This window comes from Ureibacillus sp. GCM10028918 (assembly GCF_042666115.1).
GTDB lineage: Bacteria > Bacillota > Bacilli > Bacillales_A > Planococcaceae > Ureibacillus.
Genome location: NZ_JBHTFK010000002.1, coordinates 37717 through 56548 on the forward strand (window position 1 = coordinate 37717; position 18832 = coordinate 56548).

At 36.9% G+C, this 18832-nt stretch carries 17 protein-coding genes; 14 read left to right on the top strand and 3 right to left on the bottom strand.

Annotation, left to right across the window (positions count from 1 at the left end; all coding sequences use genetic code 11):
• Window positions 1-151 precede the first annotated feature (151 nt).
• From sppA to ACFQU5_RS00190, 4 genes are all read left to right on the top strand, one after another.
• Entirely contained in the window at window positions 152-1162 is a 1011-nt protein-coding gene (sppA, locus tag ACFQU5_RS00175; RefSeq protein ID WP_390283436.1) for a signal peptide peptidase SppA, read from the top strand.
• 13 nt (window positions 1163-1175) lie between these two features.
• Window positions 1176-1775, top strand: coding sequence for an RDD family protein (locus ACFQU5_RS00180; protein ID WP_390283439.1), 600 nt, complete (start codon window positions 1176-1178; stop codon window positions 1773-1775).
• A 137-nt stretch (window positions 1776-1912) separates the two neighbouring features.
• Complete coding sequence (gene tpx / locus ACFQU5_RS00185) at window positions 1913-2416, top strand: thiol peroxidase (protein WP_390283441.1); 504 nt, start codon at window positions 1913-1915, stop codon at window positions 2414-2416.
• Between the two features lie 114 nt (window positions 2417-2530).
• Complete coding sequence (locus ACFQU5_RS00190) at window positions 2531-3460, top strand: class I SAM-dependent methyltransferase (protein WP_390283444.1); 930 nt, start codon at window positions 2531-2533, stop codon at window positions 3458-3460.
• 196 nt (window positions 3461-3656) lie between these two features.
• Here ACFQU5_RS00190 and ACFQU5_RS00195 read toward each other — a convergent pair whose 3' ends face one another.
• A complete protein-coding gene (locus tag ACFQU5_RS00195) occupies window positions 3657-4103 on the bottom strand; it encodes a universal stress protein (protein ID WP_390284670.1) in 447 nt (148 codons plus the stop codon).
• Between the two features lie 350 nt (window positions 4104-4453).
• On the opposite strand from ACFQU5_RS00195, the gene ald reads away from it, so the two are divergent.
• From ald to ACFQU5_RS00225, 6 genes are all read left to right on the top strand, one after another.
• Complete coding sequence (gene ald, locus ACFQU5_RS00200; protein ID WP_390283447.1) at window positions 4454-5566, top strand: alanine dehydrogenase; 1113 nt, start codon at window positions 4454-4456, stop codon at window positions 5564-5566.
• Window positions 5567-5819: 253 nt separating this feature from the next.
• The gene (locus ACFQU5_RS00205) at window positions 5820-6974 is read left to right on the top strand and encodes an ABC transporter substrate-binding protein (RefSeq protein WP_390283450.1); all 1155 of its coding nucleotides are present in this window, start codon (window positions 5820-5822) and stop codon (window positions 6972-6974) included.
• A 108-nt stretch (window positions 6975-7082) separates the two neighbouring features.
• Window positions 7083-7964 carry a branched-chain amino acid ABC transporter permease gene (locus ACFQU5_RS00210; protein WP_390283454.1) on the top strand — a complete coding sequence of 294 codons (882 nt, stop codon included), beginning with the start codon at window positions 7083-7085 and terminating at the stop codon, window positions 7962-7964.
• A 4-nt stretch (window positions 7965-7968) separates the two neighbouring features.
• Window positions 7969-8919 carry a branched-chain amino acid ABC transporter permease gene (locus ACFQU5_RS00215; protein ID WP_390283457.1) on the top strand — a complete coding sequence of 317 codons (951 nt, stop codon included), beginning with the start codon at window positions 7969-7971 and terminating at the stop codon, window positions 8917-8919.
• On the top strand, window positions 8919-9692 hold the full coding sequence (locus ACFQU5_RS00220) for an ABC transporter ATP-binding protein (RefSeq protein ID WP_390283460.1): 774 nt from the start codon (window positions 8919-8921) through the stop codon (window positions 9690-9692). Before ACFQU5_RS00215 ends, ACFQU5_RS00220 begins: the two co-directional genes overlap by 1 nt.
• A complete protein-coding gene (locus tag ACFQU5_RS00225; RefSeq protein ID WP_390283463.1) occupies window positions 9685-10416 on the top strand; it encodes an ABC transporter ATP-binding protein in 732 nt (243 codons plus the stop codon). Before ACFQU5_RS00220 ends, ACFQU5_RS00225 begins: the two co-directional genes overlap by 8 nt.
• Window positions 10417-10463: 47 nt before the next feature.
• On the opposite strand, the gene ACFQU5_RS00230 is transcribed toward ACFQU5_RS00225, so the two are convergent.
• Window positions 10464-11552 (bottom strand): M24 family metallopeptidase, encoded by a 1089-nt coding sequence (locus tag ACFQU5_RS00230; RefSeq protein WP_390283465.1) that lies wholly within the window; start codon window positions 11550-11552, stop codon window positions 10464-10466.
• 234 nt (window positions 11553-11786) lie between these two features.
• On the opposite strand from ACFQU5_RS00230, the gene ACFQU5_RS00235 reads away from it, so the two are divergent.
• Together ACFQU5_RS00235 and ACFQU5_RS00240 are read left to right on the top strand one after the other, a co-directional pair.
• On the top strand, window positions 11787-12464 hold the full coding sequence (locus ACFQU5_RS00235) for a metal-dependent hydrolase (protein ID WP_390283468.1): 678 nt from the start codon (window positions 11787-11789) through the stop codon (window positions 12462-12464).
• 141 nt (window positions 12465-12605) lie between these two features.
• Entirely contained in the window at window positions 12606-13913 is a 1308-nt protein-coding gene (locus ACFQU5_RS00240) for a DRTGG domain-containing protein (protein ID WP_390284672.1), read from the top strand.
• Between the two features lie 185 nt (window positions 13914-14098).
• Here ACFQU5_RS00240 and ACFQU5_RS00245 read toward each other — a convergent pair whose 3' ends face one another.
• Entirely contained in the window at window positions 14099-14401 is a 303-nt protein-coding gene (locus ACFQU5_RS00245) for a YtpI family protein (RefSeq protein ID WP_390283471.1), read from the bottom strand.
• A 124-nt stretch (window positions 14402-14525) separates the two neighbouring features.
• On the opposite strand from ACFQU5_RS00245, the gene ACFQU5_RS00250 reads away from it, so the two are divergent.
• Both ACFQU5_RS00250 and dnaE read left to right on the top strand, forming a co-directional pair.
• On the top strand, window positions 14526-15473 hold the full coding sequence (locus ACFQU5_RS00250) for a DHH family phosphoesterase (RefSeq protein ID WP_390283474.1): 948 nt from the start codon (window positions 14526-14528) through the stop codon (window positions 15471-15473).
• Between the two features lie 17 nt (window positions 15474-15490).
• Window positions 15491-18574, top strand: a complete 3084-nt coding sequence (dnaE, locus tag ACFQU5_RS00255) for a DNA polymerase III subunit alpha (protein ID WP_390283476.1) — start codon at window positions 15491-15493, stop codon at window positions 18572-18574.
• The last annotated feature ends 258 nt before the right edge of the window (window positions 18575-18832 follow it).

Consider the following 18832-nt stretch of genomic DNA (forward strand, 5'->3'; position numbering starts at 1 on the left):
TTAAAGTCATATATAATGGCTTTAATCTCTCTTTTTTATTAACATGAAAATGATTATGTTCACAATATGGATTTATTTTCTAAAAAATTAGATAAACTTTGAAACAAATAAACAACCAATCCGTATGTAAGAGTGAAGGAGGAGTAATGAGATGAATACAAAAAGATGGCTAGCATTAGGAGCGGCAGTTGTGTTGATTGTTTTTTCGATCGGTTTGAATACAGTAATATCCATATTCAAAACTGACTTTTTTTCGAATTTTGATAGCTTAACCGCAACTGAACAAACAATGATTGAAACCGTAGTAGAACCAGGTGATATGGGAAGCAGGATTGCTTTATTATCTGTTGACGGAACAATCCAGGATATCGGATCAAGTACACCTTTCTCGGCAGTTGAATACGATCATCAAAACTTTTTAGCACAATTAGAAACTATTTTAAGCGATCAGTCCATTCAAGCTGTTGTACTATATGTAAACTCACCAGGTGGGGGAGTAATTGAATCGGCTGATATTCATGAAAAATTAGTTGAAATAAAAGAACAAAGAAATATCCCAATTTACGTATCGATGGGTTCTTATGCTGCTTCTGGAGGATATTATATTTCTGCACCAGCGGATAAAATCTTTGCACATAAGGAAACAATTACTGGTTCAATTGGTGTCATCATGCAAAGCTATAATTTTTCAGAGCTTGCAGGTAATTTAGGAATTGAATTCGAAACAATTAAATCAGGTGAGCACAAAGATATGTTTGGTGGAACAAGACCAACCACAGCAGAAGAAAAAGCAATGCTTCAAGAAATGATCAATGAATCTTATGAAGACTTTGTTGACGTGATTGAAAATGGTAGAGGTATGTCAGAAGCCGATGTTAAAAAAGTAGCAGACGGACGCATTATGGGTGGAACTCAAGCACTTAATGCAGGTTTTGTTGACGAAATCGGGGGAATTGAAGATGCAATAGCGGCAGTAAGAGCAGACTATGGATTAGAAAATGCAGAAGTTTTTGAGTATGAATCAAACTTCGGTGATTTGACTTCTATGTTGGGCATGAAAGTCAGTTCATTCTTTGGCCCTTCTCCTGAACAGCAATTCTTAACAAAACTAATGTCTTCAAATGGTGGACCACGCATGATGTATTTATACGGTGAAAATTAAGGAGGGGCTATAGATGTCAGAAAATGAAAACTATGACTCAAACGTTTCTCTTCCTAAAAATGAGCTTGTGCCCAACCTTACGAAACAACAAATACAAATTATTGAACAGATTGAAGAGAAGACAGCAGGTTTTTGGATGCGCTTTTGGGCATTTGTGGTGGACGTATTAGTTGTTGCAGCCATTGTGGGCATTATAATCAATCCACTTTTCCACTTATTTAGCTGGAGTTTATCGGAAAGTCATTGGTATTCACCAATGACGATTGTATCAGGTGTCTTTTATTATGCTTATTTTGTGATTACAACAAAATACTGGCAGCAAACCGTTGGGAAAATGATTTTTGGACTAAGGGTAAAAGGGAAAAACGATGCAAAATTAGATTGGTTAACGGTTATATTTAGAGAATTAGTTGGACGATTTATAAGTAATAAAATTCCCATCATTTACCTTATGGTAGCATTTATGCCAAAAAATAATGGCTTAAATGATATTATTGCAGATACATCGGTCGTGCAAGAAAAAATGTTTATTAAACGGAAAAAGGAAGTAGTAATCGAACATCCTCAAAACGAGGATTATGATTCCCATAATTCCGTCACACCAACAGTTTAAAGAGGTAACATACTAGGAGCGAAGAAGCAATTCTTCGCTTTTTTCATTGGAACGTAAAAATTTGTAAGAGAAGTTATTTGCAAAGAAGGAATTATCTTTAGTAAGATTATTTACGTAATATAAAGGAGGGTTCCAAATTGGCACAAGTAACATTTAAAAACAACCCGGTAACATTAGTAGGAAATGAAGTAAAAGTAGGGGACAAAGCACCTGAGTTTACAGTATTAGCAAATGATTTATCACCAGTAACATTAAAAGATTCTGAAGGAAAAGTACGTCTTATTAGTGTTGTACCATCATTAGATACAGGAGTTTGTGATGCTCAAACGCGTCGATTTAATGAGGAAGTAGTGGCCTTAGGCGATGGAGTAGCCTTTTATACGGTTTCTGTTGACCTGCCATTTGCGCAAAAACGCTGGTGTGCTGCTGCTGGTCTTGAAGGTGCTCACACTGTATCTGATCACAAAGAGTTATCTTTCGGTAAAGCTTACGGAGTTTACATGGAGGAACTGCGTTTACTGGCTCGTTCAGTATTTGTGATTGACAAGGAAGGTACTGTAACGTACGTTGAATATGTTCCAGAAGGTACAAGCCATCCGGATTATGAAGCGGCTATTGCAGCTGTAAAAGCTTTAATTTAAGTCAATCTAACAGATAAATGGTAGACTATTAAAGTCTGTTATAAAAGAATGCTTAGATGTACACCCACTCGAGAATTTTTCGGAGTGGGTTGTTCATTTCAAAAGGAGTTTTTTATGGAAAAGTTTGAACAAATATTTTCATTTATTAATGAAAAAGCGGAAAAATACGAAAAAGCTGAAGGTATAACTTTTTTGGATGCTGTATTACAGTCGCTTGAAGATGTTCTTGATGAAAAAGAACCATTGGCCTTCCAGGATGCATCCAAAGAAGAAATTCGTAAAGCGATTCAAATTGCGATTTTGAAGGGGATGCGAAAAACTTCGCAGCCAAATCATCAAATGACGCCTGATACGCTTGGATTGTTGGTTGGTTATTTTGTTGAACAATTTTTTGAAGAGCAATTAAAAACAAGTCCTATTTCTTTACTAGATCCAGCAGTAGGAACAGGAAATTTGCTTTTAACGGTAATGAATCTACTCGATGGAAAAGTGTCTGCTACTGGAATTGAAGTAGATGAATTATTAATTCGTCTTGCAGCTGATAGTGCAGAACTTATTGAACAACCAGTAGTACTGTACCATCAGGATGCCTTGCAAAAAATGTTAGTTGATCCAGTTGATGCTGTAGTTTGCGATTTACCGGTCGGCTATTACCCGAATGAAGAAGTGGCAGTTGAGTATGAACTATGCGCACATGAGGGGATGAGCTATGCCCACCATTTGTTTATTGAGCAATCGATTAAACATACAAAGGAAGGCGGCTATTTATTCTTCTTAATTCCTGCAAATATGTTTGAATCTGAGCAATCAAAGGATCTACATAAGTTTTTGAAAAAAGCGACTTGGATTCAAGCAGTTATACAGCTTCCAGAGAATTTATTTGCAACGAAAGCACACGAGAAAAGCATTTTAATTCTACAAAAACAATCGAAATCCTTAAAAGCCCCACGTGAAGTATTACTAGCGAAAGTGCCCAACATGTCCAATAAAGAAGCGTTATCCATGTTTTTTGAGAAAGTTCAAATGTGGAAGGAAAGTAAATAAGCAAAAGGTATCTGAGTGTTTCAACGTATACTCGGATGCCTTTTTATTTTCTGGAGAATCTATTTTTCAAAACGGATAGTTCATCCTAAAAGCATCTGAAAATAACAAAAAGAATTGAGAAAAATAAAAACCCTTCTACGGTTTAAAACTTTGCGTAGAAGGGTTAATCTGTAGTTGAATTATCTGGTATGAGAAATCATTCAGGTGTTCTTACGACTAATACATCGCATTTTGATGAACGTACAATTGCTTCTGAAACGGAACCGATGAGGAAACGTTCTACGGTACTCAACCCGGTTGCACCACAGATGATTAAATCTGCTTCTACAACATTTGAAAGCTCTTTTGTAATAATTGTTTTAGGAGAACCGTATTCAATAATCGTATTTACATTTTTAAGACCAGCCTCTTCAGCTTGCTTTTTATAACCGTTTAATAATTCTTCTGAAAAGGTTTGTGCACGTCCGGCGATTGATCGATCATAAGCTTCAATGGCCGCAAAGGAACGAGTATCAATTACGTTTACTAAATTAAGTTTCGATTCAGGATTACGTTTTGCGATATCGATTGATTTTTTGAAAGCATATTCAGCTTCTTTAGAACCATCTACTGCAACTACGATACTTTTATATTGAGTCATAATAATTCCTCCTTTTTCTATAACTAATTATATCAGATTAGTAATGTAAAGAGCTTCTGATAGAAGCTAAAATGAAAACGTTCACACTAATTTCTAAATTTATCCATAATTTTGTTGGTTTTTATATTATGCAAATTGTTGTTAGGTTTGTATTTTTTTAAAAACCTATTTTTAGAAGTAAAAGTCCCGTTTTTAACTCGAATTTTCTTTAAAGTCCTATATTTTTATAATTTAGAAAATAATTTTAATGAACATGAATTTAGTATCTTACAATATGGGGAAAATATTGGTATTATGGATTTGCATTCATAATAATGGATACATAAATTCTACAACAGGGAGAGAAATCAGCTATGAAAATCGGGGTACCGAAGGAAATAAAAAACAATGAAAATCGTGTAGCAATGACGCCTGCTGGAGTAGTAACATTAACAAGTGCCGGTCATGAAGTATTTATTGAAACGGGTGCTGGAATTGGGTCTTCATTCTCGGATGACGACTACGTGACAGCGGGTGCAACAATTGTTGCCACAGCAAAAGAAGCTTGGGCACAAGAAATGGTAATGAAAGTAAAAGAACCAATCTCAAGTGAATATCAATACTTTTATGAAGGCTTAGTATTATTTACGTATTTACATTTAGCTCCGGAATTAGAATTGACACAAAGCTTACTAGATAACAAAGTAGTTGGAATCGCTTATGAAACGGTACAATTACCAAATCGTTCGTTACCATTATTAACTCCTATGAGTGAAGTTGCTGGTAAAATGTCTGTACAAATTGGAGCACAATATTTAGAAAAGATGAATGGCGGAAAAGGGATTCTTCTAGGTGGAGTTTCTGGTGTACCACGTGGAAAAGTAACAATTGTTGGTGGTGGTATGGCTGGTACGAACGCAGCTCGCATCGCTGTTGGCATGGGGGCGGAAGTAACCATTCTAGATTTAAATCCTGAGCGTCTTCGTCAGCTGGAAGATATCTTTGGTTCTTCTGTTCAAACGCTAATATCTAATCCTTATAATATTGCTGAATCTGTTAAAGATTCTGACTTAGTCATCGGTTCCGTATTAATTCCAGGGGCAAAAGCACCAAAGCTTGTAACAGAAGAAATGGTGAAATCCATGCGTCCAGGTTCTGTTATAGTTGATATTGCGATCGACCAAGGCGGAAGCTTCGAGACAACAGACCGTGTTACTACACATGATGATCCAACTTATATTAAACACGGTGTAGTACACTATGCAGTAGCAAATATGCCTGGTGCCGTTCCACGTACAGCTACGATAGCTTTAACAAATAATACAGTTCCTTACGCTTTGCAAATTGCCAATAAGGGTTATAAACAAGCTTGTACTGAAAATGAATCCTTAAGAAAAGGCATTAATACATTAGAGGGAAGTGTAGTTTATAAAGCGGTTGCGGAAGATCAAGGACGCGAGTACGTTCCTGTGGATTCACTATTATAAATTACTTAATATATCTCTGAAAGCTACTTGTTAGAAATTTAATCTGGCAGGTAGTTTTTTTATTTATTAAATTACTTAGAAATATCAATGGAACTATGCCTTATCGCTTGTTCTTGCTGATCGGACAAATTTTAGTATACGGTATAGGTGTAGTTATCTGAAAATACGAATTATTTAGAAATTACTATTTACTTTTACATGAAAATGTAATTTAATAGAATTGCTCGTAAAAATAGGAAAATGAGGGGTTAATATGAAAGAGATTATACGTAAATCTATAACATTATCAGCAGTATTAATGTTACTTTTACTTGCAGCATGTAGCGGAGAGAGTGCGGAAAGTGAAGGTTCAACCAGTGACCAAAGTGGAACGATTAATGCGAAAATTGGCGTTGTTTCTTATTTGACGGGGGCAGGTGCTGCTTATGGGGAAGCGATAACTCAAGGTCTAAAATTAGCGCAAAGCGAGATAAACGAACAAGGTGAAGTTAACATTGAATTGGTAATAGAAGATTCTGCAGGTGAAGCAGAGCAAGCTCTTTCAGCGTCACAAAAATTAATGAGCGACGATAATATACTTGCAATTATCGGGCCAACATTAAGTACCGAATTTTTTGCTGTTGCACCTGAAGCAGACTTAAACGGGATTACAATAATGGGTACTTCAACAACAGCTGAAGGGATTCCAGAAATTGGTGATTATGTTTTCAGAAATTCAATTCCTGAAGCATTAGCAATCCCGACGGCAATGGAAAAAGCTGTTGAAAGAACCGGAGCAACAAAAGTGGCAATGATTTATGGGAATGATGATGTTTTAACACAATCTGGTTTTGACACAATGAAGAAAGCAGCAGAAGATATGGGATTAGAAATTTTAACGACTGAAACTTTCCAAAAAGGACAAAGCGATTATAATGCACAGTTAACTAAGATTAAAAACTCAAATCCAGATTTAATTTTAGCATCCGCTTTATATAATGAAGGCGCTGTAATTATGGACCAAGCCCGTAAAATGGGTCTTGAAGTACCTTTTGTTGGGGGTAATGGTTTCAATTCTCCGCAAGTAATCGAAATTGCTGGAGAGGCAGCGAATGGGCTAATTGTTGCGACACCATGGTTTGGTGAATCGGAAGAAGCTAAAGTAGTTGATTTCAATGAAAAATATGAAGCTGAGTACGGTAAACTGCCAGACCAATTTGCTGCACAAGCTTATGACGCACTATATATCTATGCAGATGCTTTAAAGAGAGCGGGAGAAGCAGATCGTGAACTGTTCCACGAAGCTCTTGCAGAAACAAAAGATTTTGAAGGTTTACTAGGTAACTTCTCATTTGACGAAATAGGCGATGTTGTCATGGATGTTAAAGTTGTAGAAATCAAAGACGGAGAATTTATAGAATTTGAATAATTAGTATTAGAAACAATTAGTGTATGTAAATATGAATCTACAAATGGACTAATAGATTTCATTTTTGCAAAAGTTGGATGACAAAAATGATATTAAAGGATGATTAGCTTGCTATTAGAACAATTAATTAATGGTATAACCCTGGGGAGTATTTATGCAATTGTAGCCCTGGGGTTTACCCTGGTCTTTGGTGTTTTAGGGATTATTAATATGGCACATGGCGAAATTTTTATGGTTGGTGCCTTTGTAGGTGTAATGACGACAGGGGTACTAGGGTGGCCCTTATGGCTTGCATTTATAGCTTCAATAGTTGTAACTGCTATTTTAGGTTATTTGTTGGAACAAATGACTTTACGTCCTTTGAGAGGAAAAAAGGGGGTATCTCATTTAGCGCCATTAATTAGTACGATTGGTGTTTCCATCTTGCTTGAAAACTTATCGCACCATATTTTTGGAGCAGGAAATAAACCATTTCGGACAGAATTTGCAGAAATTAGTATTGAAATTGGTGAGGTAACAGTTTATATCGTACAAATTGTTATTTTTGCTATTTCCATCATTTTAATGATAGGTCTATCAACTTGGCTATCAAAAACAAAAGCAGGTAAAGCCTTGCGTGCGACTGCTGAGAATTTAGAGACGGCTAGTATTCTAGGAGTAGATACTAAAAAAGTTATTACATTAACTGTTATTATTGCTTCCGCAATGGGAGGAATCGCCGGAATTTTAGTTGGTATGGCGTTTAACTCAGTTAGTCCACAAATGGGGTTAGCAATTGGTCTAAAAGGACTTGCCATCATTATTTTAGGTGGCATGGGCAATGTCAAAGGTGCGATGGTTGGCGGGTTACTTTTAGGTCTTTCGGAAACATTCCTCGTTGCCTATGGGGATTCGGGTTATCGTGACGCCATTGCATTTGTAATGATTATTTTAATACTTTTATTAAGACCTCAAGGAATCTTTGGCTCAAAGGTAGCAGAAGGCAGGTGAGAACATGTTAGATTTTATAAATCCGTATTATTTGCAAATTGGGTCATTTATTTTAATAAATATTCTATTGGCTGTTAGTGTTTATGTGCCTTTGTCGTCAGGACAATTATCACTTGGTAGTGCAGGTTTTATGGGGATTGGTGCTTACACATCAGCTTTATTAACCATCAACTTCGACTTGCCAATTTTTATCGGTGTGTTGGCAGGTGCATGCTTAGCAGGAATATTAGGAATTATTATCGGTATTCCTTCTTTAAGATTAACTGGGGTTTATTTAGCAATTGCAACTTTAGGTCTGGGAGAAGTAATTCGTGTAATTTTCGTGAACTGGGAGTCATTGACAAGAGGATCAATTGGTTTAACTGGAGTTCCGCAAATAGGTAGAGAACTATTGAATTTAGTGAGGGGATTCGGATTTGAACCATCAATGATTGGTTTGAAAAATAACCAATTCGTCTTTTTAATGGTTTTCGTACTGTTATTCCTCATCGTACTCGCAACGATTTGGTTTGTTGTAAGACAACAAAATTCAAGAGTAGGAAGGTCGTTTTCATCAATTCAAATGGATGAAAAAGCGGCAGAATCCATGGGTATCGATATTACGTACTTTAAAGTGCTATCCTTTGCACAAGGTGCATTTTTAGCAGGATTAGCAGGTGCTTTGTTTGCACATGTAATGGGTTATATATCTCCTTCAGATTTTTCATATCATCGTGCAGTCGAGATTTTAATCTTTACTGTGTTTGGAGGCAGTGAGGTCATCATTGGGTCAGTGTTTGGTGCTGTCTTTTTAACTCTAATGCCTGAATTATTACGATTTGTAAGTGAATATCGATATATCATCTACGGGATTATGCTAGTTATTTTAATGGCTGTACGTCCACAAGGAATATTGGATATTCATTTATTAGGCAGATTTAAAGGGATAAAACGTTCAAAAGGGGGCGTACGTTAATGGTGCTTGAAATTCAAAATGTCTCAAAAAACTTTGGCGGTATTCATGCCCTGAAAAATGTTTCTTTTTCTATTGAGCAAGGAGAAATTTATGGCTTGATAGGTCCGAATGGTGCAGGAAAAACAACCATGTTTAATTTAATTACAAACATTTTCGAGCCTTCTTCTGGTGAAATCATTTTTAATAGCGAAACCATTACCGGCCTTAAATCTCATAAAATTACAGAGAAGGGGATTTGTCGAACATACCAAAACATTCGTCTATTCTCACAAATGTCGGCCTTGAAAAACGTAATGGTTGGTGGACATAGTCGAAGCTCTTCCGGCGTTTTTAGTAGTGTATTTCGTACAAAGAAACAAAAAAAAGAAGAAGTCCAGCTACATCAGAAAGCCGAAGACCTATTGGAATTAGTAGGTCTTCTAGAACATAAAGATACGCTTGCGGAAAATTTAGCTTATGGACAGCAAAGAAGATTAGAAATTGCACGCGCATTAGCCAGTAATCCGAAGCTTCTATTATTGGATGAACCCGCAGCTGGCATGAATGAGAAAGAGACGGATAGTTTGTACGATTTGATCAAAATGATTCAATCAAAAGGGATTACGGTGTTAATTATTGAACACGATATGCCACTTGTAATGAAACTTTGTGATCGTATTACCGTATTGAATTTCGGTGAGAAGCTTGCTGACGGAACACCTTCTGAAATACAAAACAACGAAGCGGTTATTGAAGCCTACCTCGGAAAAGAGGAGGAAGACGAAATTGCTTAAATTGTCAAATGTTGAAACATATTATGGTCAAATTCAAGCATTAAAGGGCATTGATTTAGAGGTGCAAGAAGGTAAAATTATTACTTTGCTTGGTGCAAACGGTGCTGGGAAATCCACGACAATGAAAACAATTGCAGGATTATTGAAACCAAAAAATGGCATCGTCGAGTTTTTAGGAGAGAATATAACAGGCTTGCGTCCTGATCAATTATTGCGAAGAGGAATTGCATTAGTTCCTGAAGGCCGTGCTATTTTATCGAGCATGACGGTGTTGGAAAATTTAGAGATGGGTGCCTATCACCGAAAAGATAAAGATGTAAAAGTGGATATTGAAAATGTCATGCAACGTTTCCCGATATTACAAGAAAGACAAACTCAAATGGCTGGAACTTTATCGGGTGGACAGCAACAAATGCTGGCAATCGCTCGCGCATTATTATCCAAACCAAAGCTTTTATTATTAGATGAGCCTTCAATGGGTCTTGCGCCATTAATTGTTGCAGAAATTTTCAACATTATTAAAGAAATTAAGCATGCAGGAACGACGGTGCTTCTAGTTGAGCAAAATGCAAAGCAAGCTTTGAAAATTGCGGACTATGGTTATGTCATGGAAACAGGCAAAATCATTATTGAAGGAAAGGCATCCGATTTAATAGTGGATCCCCGAATTGTTGAAGCGTATTTAGGAAGAAAGTCAACTAGTGAACAAGAGCTTGTGAAATAATAAGTAAAAAGGTGGTCAAAGAGAAATCTTTGCACCACCTTTACATATTAAAGAATGACTAATTCTTTAGTGAACTTTGTCAGAACTTCTACACCATCTTCTGTAACAACCACGTCATCTTCAATACGAACGCCAGTAACATCCGCTTTATAAACACCAGGTTCAATTGTGAAGACCATTCCTGATTTAAGCTCTAATTCATTCGTTCCTGTAACAGAAGGGTATTCATGCACAGAAATTCCAAGACCATGACCTAAGCGATGGGTGAAATACTCACCATAGCCTGCATCGGTAATTGTATCTCTAGCGATTTTATCTAAATCCATCGCACGAACACCAGGTTTTACAGCTGCAATGGCATTCTCATTTGCTTGACGCACAGTATTGTATATTTCCTTTTGAGCTTCAGTTGGTTCCCCGAAGGCAACTGTGCGTGTAATATCTGAACAGTATCCATCGTAAATAACGCCTAAATCAAATAAAATCATATCGCCCTTTAGTACTTTGCGATCTCCTGGTGTACCATGTGGGGAAGCAGTCTTTGGACCTGAAAGTACCATTGTTTCAAAAGACATTTTACAACCCTCAGCCTGGATAGCATTCTCAATGGCAGTTAAGATTTCCATCTCTGTTTTTCCCTCTGCAATTTCCGTACACCCTATCTCGATTGCATAGTCTGCAAGTCGGGCAGCTTTTCGCATTTTCTCAATTTCGATTTCATCTTTAATCACACGCATTTCATTGATTTTGTCGTCAAGTCGAACAAAGTTCGCTTGGCTGTAAATATCCTGTAAACTCTCCAAACGTTCAACAGTTAGGTGCGACTTTTCAATTGCCAATGTTGATACCGTAATGCCACGTGATTGAATGGCTTGTGCAATGAGACTCCATGGATTGTCTGTATCAAGATGGCCAATGATTTCTTGGTCCCATCCTGCGTTTTTTGCATCGGGTGCTTCCATTTTTGGACAAACCAAGAAAGGTGCTGCCTCCTGAAACACCATCACTCCTAATAAACGTTCGTGTGGATTGCTTTTAAAACTCGAAAAATAAAAAACATTATCTGGTGTAGTAATAAAAGCAGCATCATATTGATTTTCTTTTAAATAAGATTGTAGTTGTTGTAATTTACTCATAAATAGCCTCCTACTGATTTTAAATCATTTAAATTGCATGAGCATCGGTTTATACAGTAATCTCTTGTATATATCTAGATATGCAGGGGTTATTACCAGAAAAATGCCCAACTAGGTCAATGAGAATTATTCGCTGATTTCTAGTTTCGCTGTCTATAGTATAGCAAAAGAAGGAAAAAAACGATTTAAAAACGAATTAAGATTACTTGAACACAAAATGAAGGAGGATAAAAGATGCAAGTCTCATATCATGGGCATTCAATTGTAAAGATTAAAACAAATGACAAAACGATTTTGATTGATCCTTTCATTAGTGGAAATGGACTAACAGATTTAAAAGTAGAGGAAGAAAAACCAGATGTTATTCTATTGACTCATGGCCATAATGATCATGTAGGGGATACGATTGAATTGGCAAAATCGAATAATTCCCTCGTAGTTGCTCCAAACGAACTTGCAGTATATCTAGGGAAACAAGGGTTAAATGTTCACCCGATGGGAATCGGTGGAGCATATGAGTTTCCATTCGGGAAAGTGAAATATACGCTTGCTTTCCATGGGTCTGTATATGAAACAGAAAATGAAGTAATTAATACAGGTAACCCAGGCGGGATTTTATTCTATGCAGAAGGTGTAACAATTTATCATGCTGGTGATACAGCGCTATTCGGGGATATGAAACTGATTGGGGACAGAAATTCCATAGATGTAGCCTTCCTGCCAATCGGCGATAACTTTACAATGGGACCAGAGGATGCAGCTTATGCAGCAGAATTGCTCAAACCAAAAACTGTTGTTCCTATTCACTACGATACATTCCCGGTAATTAAACAGGATCCAACCGTCTTTGCTGAACTTGTAAAGGGCAGTAAAGTACAGATTGTAAAACCGGGTGAAGAAGTAGAATTATAATTGAATAAAAAGTAGCGTAAATAAGCAGAAGTTTGGTGAACAATCATCATTCTGCTAAATTTTACGCTACTTTCTTTTTTTATACATAAATTAAATATGTTACACTAATACCAGGAAAGATAGATGGGAATAGGTGATATTGTGTCAACAAAACATGAAAAAATTCTACAATATATTGAATCACTGCCTGTAGGCGATAAAATTTCTGTTCGACAAATTGCTAAGGAAATGCAAGTAAGTGAAGGAACTGCATACAGAGCAATAAAAGAAGCTGAAAATCGCCGTTTAGTAAGTTCCATTGAACGTGTTGGGACAATTCGTATAGAAAAGAAGAAAAAAGAAAATATTGAACGTCTAACTTTTGCCGAAATCGTCAATATCGTGGACGGACAAGTATTAGGTGGAAAAGACGGTTTGCATAAAACTTTGGGCAAGTTTGTCATTGGAGCGATGCAATTAGATGACATGATGCGGTATACAGATGCCGGAAGTTTACTAATTGTAGGGAATCGTTTCAAAGCACATGAAAACGCATTAAAAGCGGGTGCTGCCGTGTTAATAACGGGTGGCTTTGATACAACAGAAGAAAATAAATTATTAGCTGATGAGTTGGAATTGCCAATTATTTCATCAAGTTATGATACATTCACTGTAGCTACCATGATTAACCGTGCAATCTATGACCAATTAATTAAAAAAGATATCTTATTAATTGAAGATATCTATGTTCCAATCGAAGAAACGTATTCACTAAAAACTACGGATACAATTGCAGACTTCCACAAGCTAAACCTGCAAACTACACACGGTGCCTACCCTATAGTGACTGCTACAAATAAGCTAATCGGCATGATTTCAGTAAAAGACGTTATTGGAAAAGAAGATAGTGAAACGGTTGATAAGGTAATGACAAAAAATCCGATTTCAGGCTCCATGAAAACAAGTGTAGCGGCTGCTGGACATCGAATGATTTGGGAAGGAATCGATTTATTGCCTATTGTCAACGATGATGGAATATTACAAGGAGTTATTAGCCGACAAGATGTACTTAAAGCCTTGCAGCATGCACAACGTCAGCCGCAGCATGGTGAAACAATAGACGACTTGGTAAAAAGTGAAATGAAAGTTATGGGGGAAGACGATGTTGTAGTGGAGTTTACAGTAACCCCACAAATGACAAATCAATATGGGGCGATCTCATATGGCGCATTTACAACATTACTTTCGGAAGTGGGTTCATTTGCATTAAAACGTCGAAAACGTGGAGATGCCGTTGCAGAAAACATGACGATTTACTTTATTAAACCAGTTCAGATGGAAAGTGTGTTAACGGTTGTTCCACATATTTTAGACATGAGTCGTAAATTCGTGAAAATGGATTTCGATGTATTTAATGAAACAGTACTGGTTGGAAAAGCAATGATGATGTTCCAACTATTGGAGCGCTAAATCCAGGTATATCTTGGCTTATCGTAAAAATTAAAAGCGATGAGCCTTAGGTGGATTATATAATCATCATTTTTCTTTTAGAATTGACATAGTAGAGTACGACTTTTTCTCGGCATGGAACAATTCTTGAATATAAAAAAAGCAATATACAAGATTTATTTGTATATTGCTCAAGATTAATGAGGCTATCTATTTAGTTCATACTCTTCTTTAACAAATTTACCTTCATGTCGTACGCGCTTATAGCTAGAAAAGGCTTTCACAGCCCCTATAAGGATAAATACTGCAGCAATCAAAAAGCCGACAAGTGTAGGGTTAACGACACATGTATTCAATCCAAATACAATTACAAAAATACCAAGTGCAACACCAGCTTTTGCTTTATACCATTTTTTTTGAATAGGTAAAGTGGAGCGGAATTCTTTTGCTTTATTGTAAAGATAAGCAGCAAATGAAATGACTATAAAAAATAGAAAAAATATGTTCACGATTTTTACCTCCCAAAAGGTGCATAATTGAGTTATGTAAAGAGTGCTTCCACTATTGTAACGATTTTTATAAAAAAAAGCTAACACATAAAACGAAAAACAGTGATTACAGGAGGAATTTCCTTTGAAACGACAAATCATCGACAAAATTGAGCAATATGATACAATAATCATCCATAGACATGTTCGTCCAGATCCGGATGCATATGGTTCTCAATTTGGACTAAAACGATTATTAGAAGCAAACTACCCAAATAAAAAAATCTATGCTGTTGGGGAGCATGATCCTTCTTTAACATTCCTGGAAGTACCTGAAAAAATTAGCGATGATGTATTTACTGACAGTTTAATCATTGTGACGGATACTGCAAATACAGGACGTATTGATGATAGTCGGTATAATACTGGTGCATTCTTAATAAAAATTGATCACCATCCGAATGATGATCAATACGGTGATTTGTTATGGGTGGATACGAACGCTAGTTCATGCAGTGAAATGATTTATGAACTATTTATAGAAGGAAAAGAATATAAAAATTGGCAAATGTCAGATGCTGGTGCGCGTCTCTTGTTTGCTGGAATCGTTGGTGATACGGGACGCTTCATCTATCCAAGTGCCTCCATTAGAACTTTTGAAATCGCTGGGCAGTTAATTAAATACGATTTTGACCGAACTGAAGTGTTTAATGGGATGTATGAAAAGGAGCCTAATTTATTGCATTTGCAAGGATATATCTATGAGAACTTTGAAATAGATGAAAATGGAGCTTGTTTCATAAAATTGACAAAGGAAGTTTTAGAGAAGTTCCAAGTGACACCTTCAGATACTTCGTTATTAGTAGGTTCTTTAAGTGATATTAAAGGGGTTACTGCGTGGGTATTTTTGGTGGAGGAAACGGAACAAATTCGTGTCCGTTTACGCTCGAAAGGTCCGGTGATTAACCAACTTGCAAAGAAATTCAACGGTGGTGGACATCCCCTTGCTTCTGGTGCGACAGCGTATTCATGGGAAGAAGCAGATCAGGTAATTGTAGAATTAAAAGAAATCTGTCGACAATTTAAAAAATAATATTGGAGGGATGAAGTGTGACAGTCGTATATCCACAGGTGCGAACTAGTGCAGATTTATTGAAAAGTACAATTCGTATGGAAGAGCTCATCCCTTTTTTACAATCCCAAAAGGCAATAGTGTGTGCAATGGTTAATACGAAATTGTACGGGCTTTTGCCTTTTTGGCATTCAATGAAAAAAAACGGAATTCATCCAGTAGTTGGTTTATCTATTATTGTTGAATTTACCGATGAAATTTCTCTGCCAATACTAATCTACGCAAAAGATAATGATGGGTATAAAAATCTATTGAAAATAAGCAGTAGTATTTCTATTCGAGAAGATGAAAAGATTCCATGGCGTTGGTTAGCAGCTTATTCCAAAGGCTGTGCGGCTGTAATTTCAACAGAATCTGAGCAGTGGTTCAATGATAGTAATGCAGGATACACACAGCAGGTTGCTAAAACCTTTCAATTTGATTTTTATTTTGGGATTGCTCGAAGTGGTGGTGTTATTTCGCCTGTAGAGCAAAGAGCACTGCAATTGAGTCAACTTTTCAACGTAAAATGTATAGCGATCCATGAATGCTTATTCTTAAATCGTGAGGATTATTTTGCATATAAGGTTGCAAGAGCCATCGAGACAGGTGTGAAACTGAGCGAAGGAATACATAGTGAGCGTGAAAACGGGTACGTCCCAACAGCTAATGAGTGGCAAAATTGGTATCACGATCAACCTCAATGGCTGGAAAATAGTCGACATTTTTTAATGAGCTGTCAGGTTGACCTAACCAATGATAAACATTTTATGCCTAAATTCCCATTACAGCCAGGACAAACTTCGGATAAGGTTCTTGCTGAAATGGCTATGGCCGGACTTAAAGATCGTTTACAAACAAATAGTCCAGGGGAGGCGTATCTAAATCGATTACAGTATGAATTGGAAGTCATTATTTCAATGGGATATGCGGATTATTTTCTAATTGTTGCCGATTTCATGAACTTCGCTAAAAACGCGAATATCTTAACAGGACCTGGTCGTGGATCCTCGGCAAGTTCACTTGTTGCCTATTGTTTAGATATTACTCAAGTGGATCCTTTAAGGTATGGCTTATTATTTGAGCGTTTCTTAAATCCAGAAAGAATTACCCTTCCGGATATCGATATTGATTTTGTTGATACAAAACGTCAGGAAGTCATTCAATATGTAGCAAACAAGTATGGCAAGCAGTACGTTGCCCAAATTATTACCTTTGGAACATTGTCTGCAAAGGCAGTAGCAAGAGATGTTGCACGGATGTTTAATTTTGAAAGTGAAACCCTCGCAATGATATCGAAACTAATACCCAATAAGCTTGGAATCACCTTGCAACAAGCCTACTCATCATCAGAAGCCTTCCAAAAGTGGGTTGAAGCTGAGCAGATTCGCAAAACTTGGTTGCAAGCAGCGAAAAAACTGGAGGGTTTGCCTAGAAATGCATCAACCCATGCAGCAGGAGTTGTACTTAGTCCAATGCCCTTAGTTGAAGTAGTGCCAATCGAAGAAGGGCATGAGGGCATTTATTTAACACAATGGCCGATGCAAGAGGTTGAACAAATCGGCTTATTAAAAATGGATTTTTTAGGCCTGCGTAATTTAACAATATTAGAAAATATTCGACAATCGATTTACTATACACATAAAAAATGGATTAATTTTAATCAAATTCCCTTAAATGATGAAAAAACCTTCCAGCTATTAAGGCAAGGGGATACAAACGGAATATTCCAGCTTGAATCAGACGGAATGAAAAATGCTTTAAGAGAGATTGCCCCAACTGATTTCTTGGATATTGTGGCGGTGAATGCTCTTTATCGGCCAGGTCCAATGGAGTTTATTCCGGTCTATGCTAGAAGGAAAGCAAAGCGGGAGCAAGTTCTGATGCCACACCCGGTGTTAGAGCCAATTTTAAGAGAGACATATGGCGTAATTGTTTATCAGGAGCAAATTATGCAAATTGCTCATCTATTTGCTGGTTTTACGATTGGTCAGGCAGACTTATTGAGAAGAGCTGTCAGTAAAAAGAAAAGAGAAGTGTTAGAGCAACAGCAGCATGCATTCGTTAGTGGTGCAGTCTCTAAGGGATTTCCGGAACAAATAGCAAAAGAAGTTTATGAATTAATCGTCCGGTTTGCAGATTACGGGTTTCCAAAGAGTCACGCAGTTGCCTATAGTATTATCTCCTATCAGATGGCTTATTTAAAGGCAAATTTCCCTGCAAACTTTTATGCTGCCCTAATGACAAATGCAACGGGTAATCAGGAAAAGCTATTCCAACTAATTCTAGAAGCTAGAAATAAAGGGATAGATGTACTAAAGCCGTCTATCCAAAAGAGCCAAAGGTTTTTCACTGTCGAACAAGGGAAGATTCGGTTTAGCCTCTCTGCGATTAAAGGTGTACCCCAGCCATTTTTGCAAAAGATCTTGGCCATTCGAAAATCTAAAGATCAACCATTCGAAGATATTTTTGATTTAGCAGTATCTTTAAGTGCTGCTCACTTTAATCGAAAAGTCATAGAACCTTTGATAAAATCCGGCGCATTGGATGATTTCGGGAAAGACAGAGCTATACTTCTAGCCACAATCGACGCTGCAGGGAAGCATGCTTCACTCGTTCGACCAAACGAAGAGGAAAATGACTTATTCTCATCAGATAACCTAATCTTTGGTAAGCCTAAATATATGGAAGCCCACACAATACCAGATAAGATGAAGCTCCAATTTGAAAAAGAAGCACTCGGCTTTTATTTAGCTGAACATCCAGTTGCATTAGAAAGAGCTAAATGGCAGGACGTAAATGCTACAACAAAAGGCCCTGGTCAAACCAGAAAGAATAACTTTGTTAAGTTAGTGGGTATGGTGGAAAGCATTCGTCAAATTCGTACGAAAAAAGGAGAGTTAATGGCCTTTATTCAGCTACAGGACGAATATGGGTCAATCTCTGCAACACTTTTTCCGCAAAGCTATAATGAAGTCATCGGGTGGATCAAAGAAGACAGGATTGTTTATGTGGAAGGTATGTTGGAGCAACGCAATGGAAATCTGCAAATTAAGGTAAAAACGATGAAAAATAGCCAATAACGAGAAAAAAATAGCTGTAATTACAAAAACTGTGCAATTGTTGCACAGTTTTTTCTTTACAAAAGGAACAACATTATGTATTCTAGTGGAAAGTGGTCAGACCACTTTAGGCTGATAAGATATATATAAATTCGAAAATCAGTTATGAGAGCTCAATTGATTTTCTTCTCTAGTGTTGCCAAAAAACGTAATTTCTAATGTTTGTTATGTGATTTACATTGTACGGATAATAATGCCTTTAGTTCCTAACGTCATGCG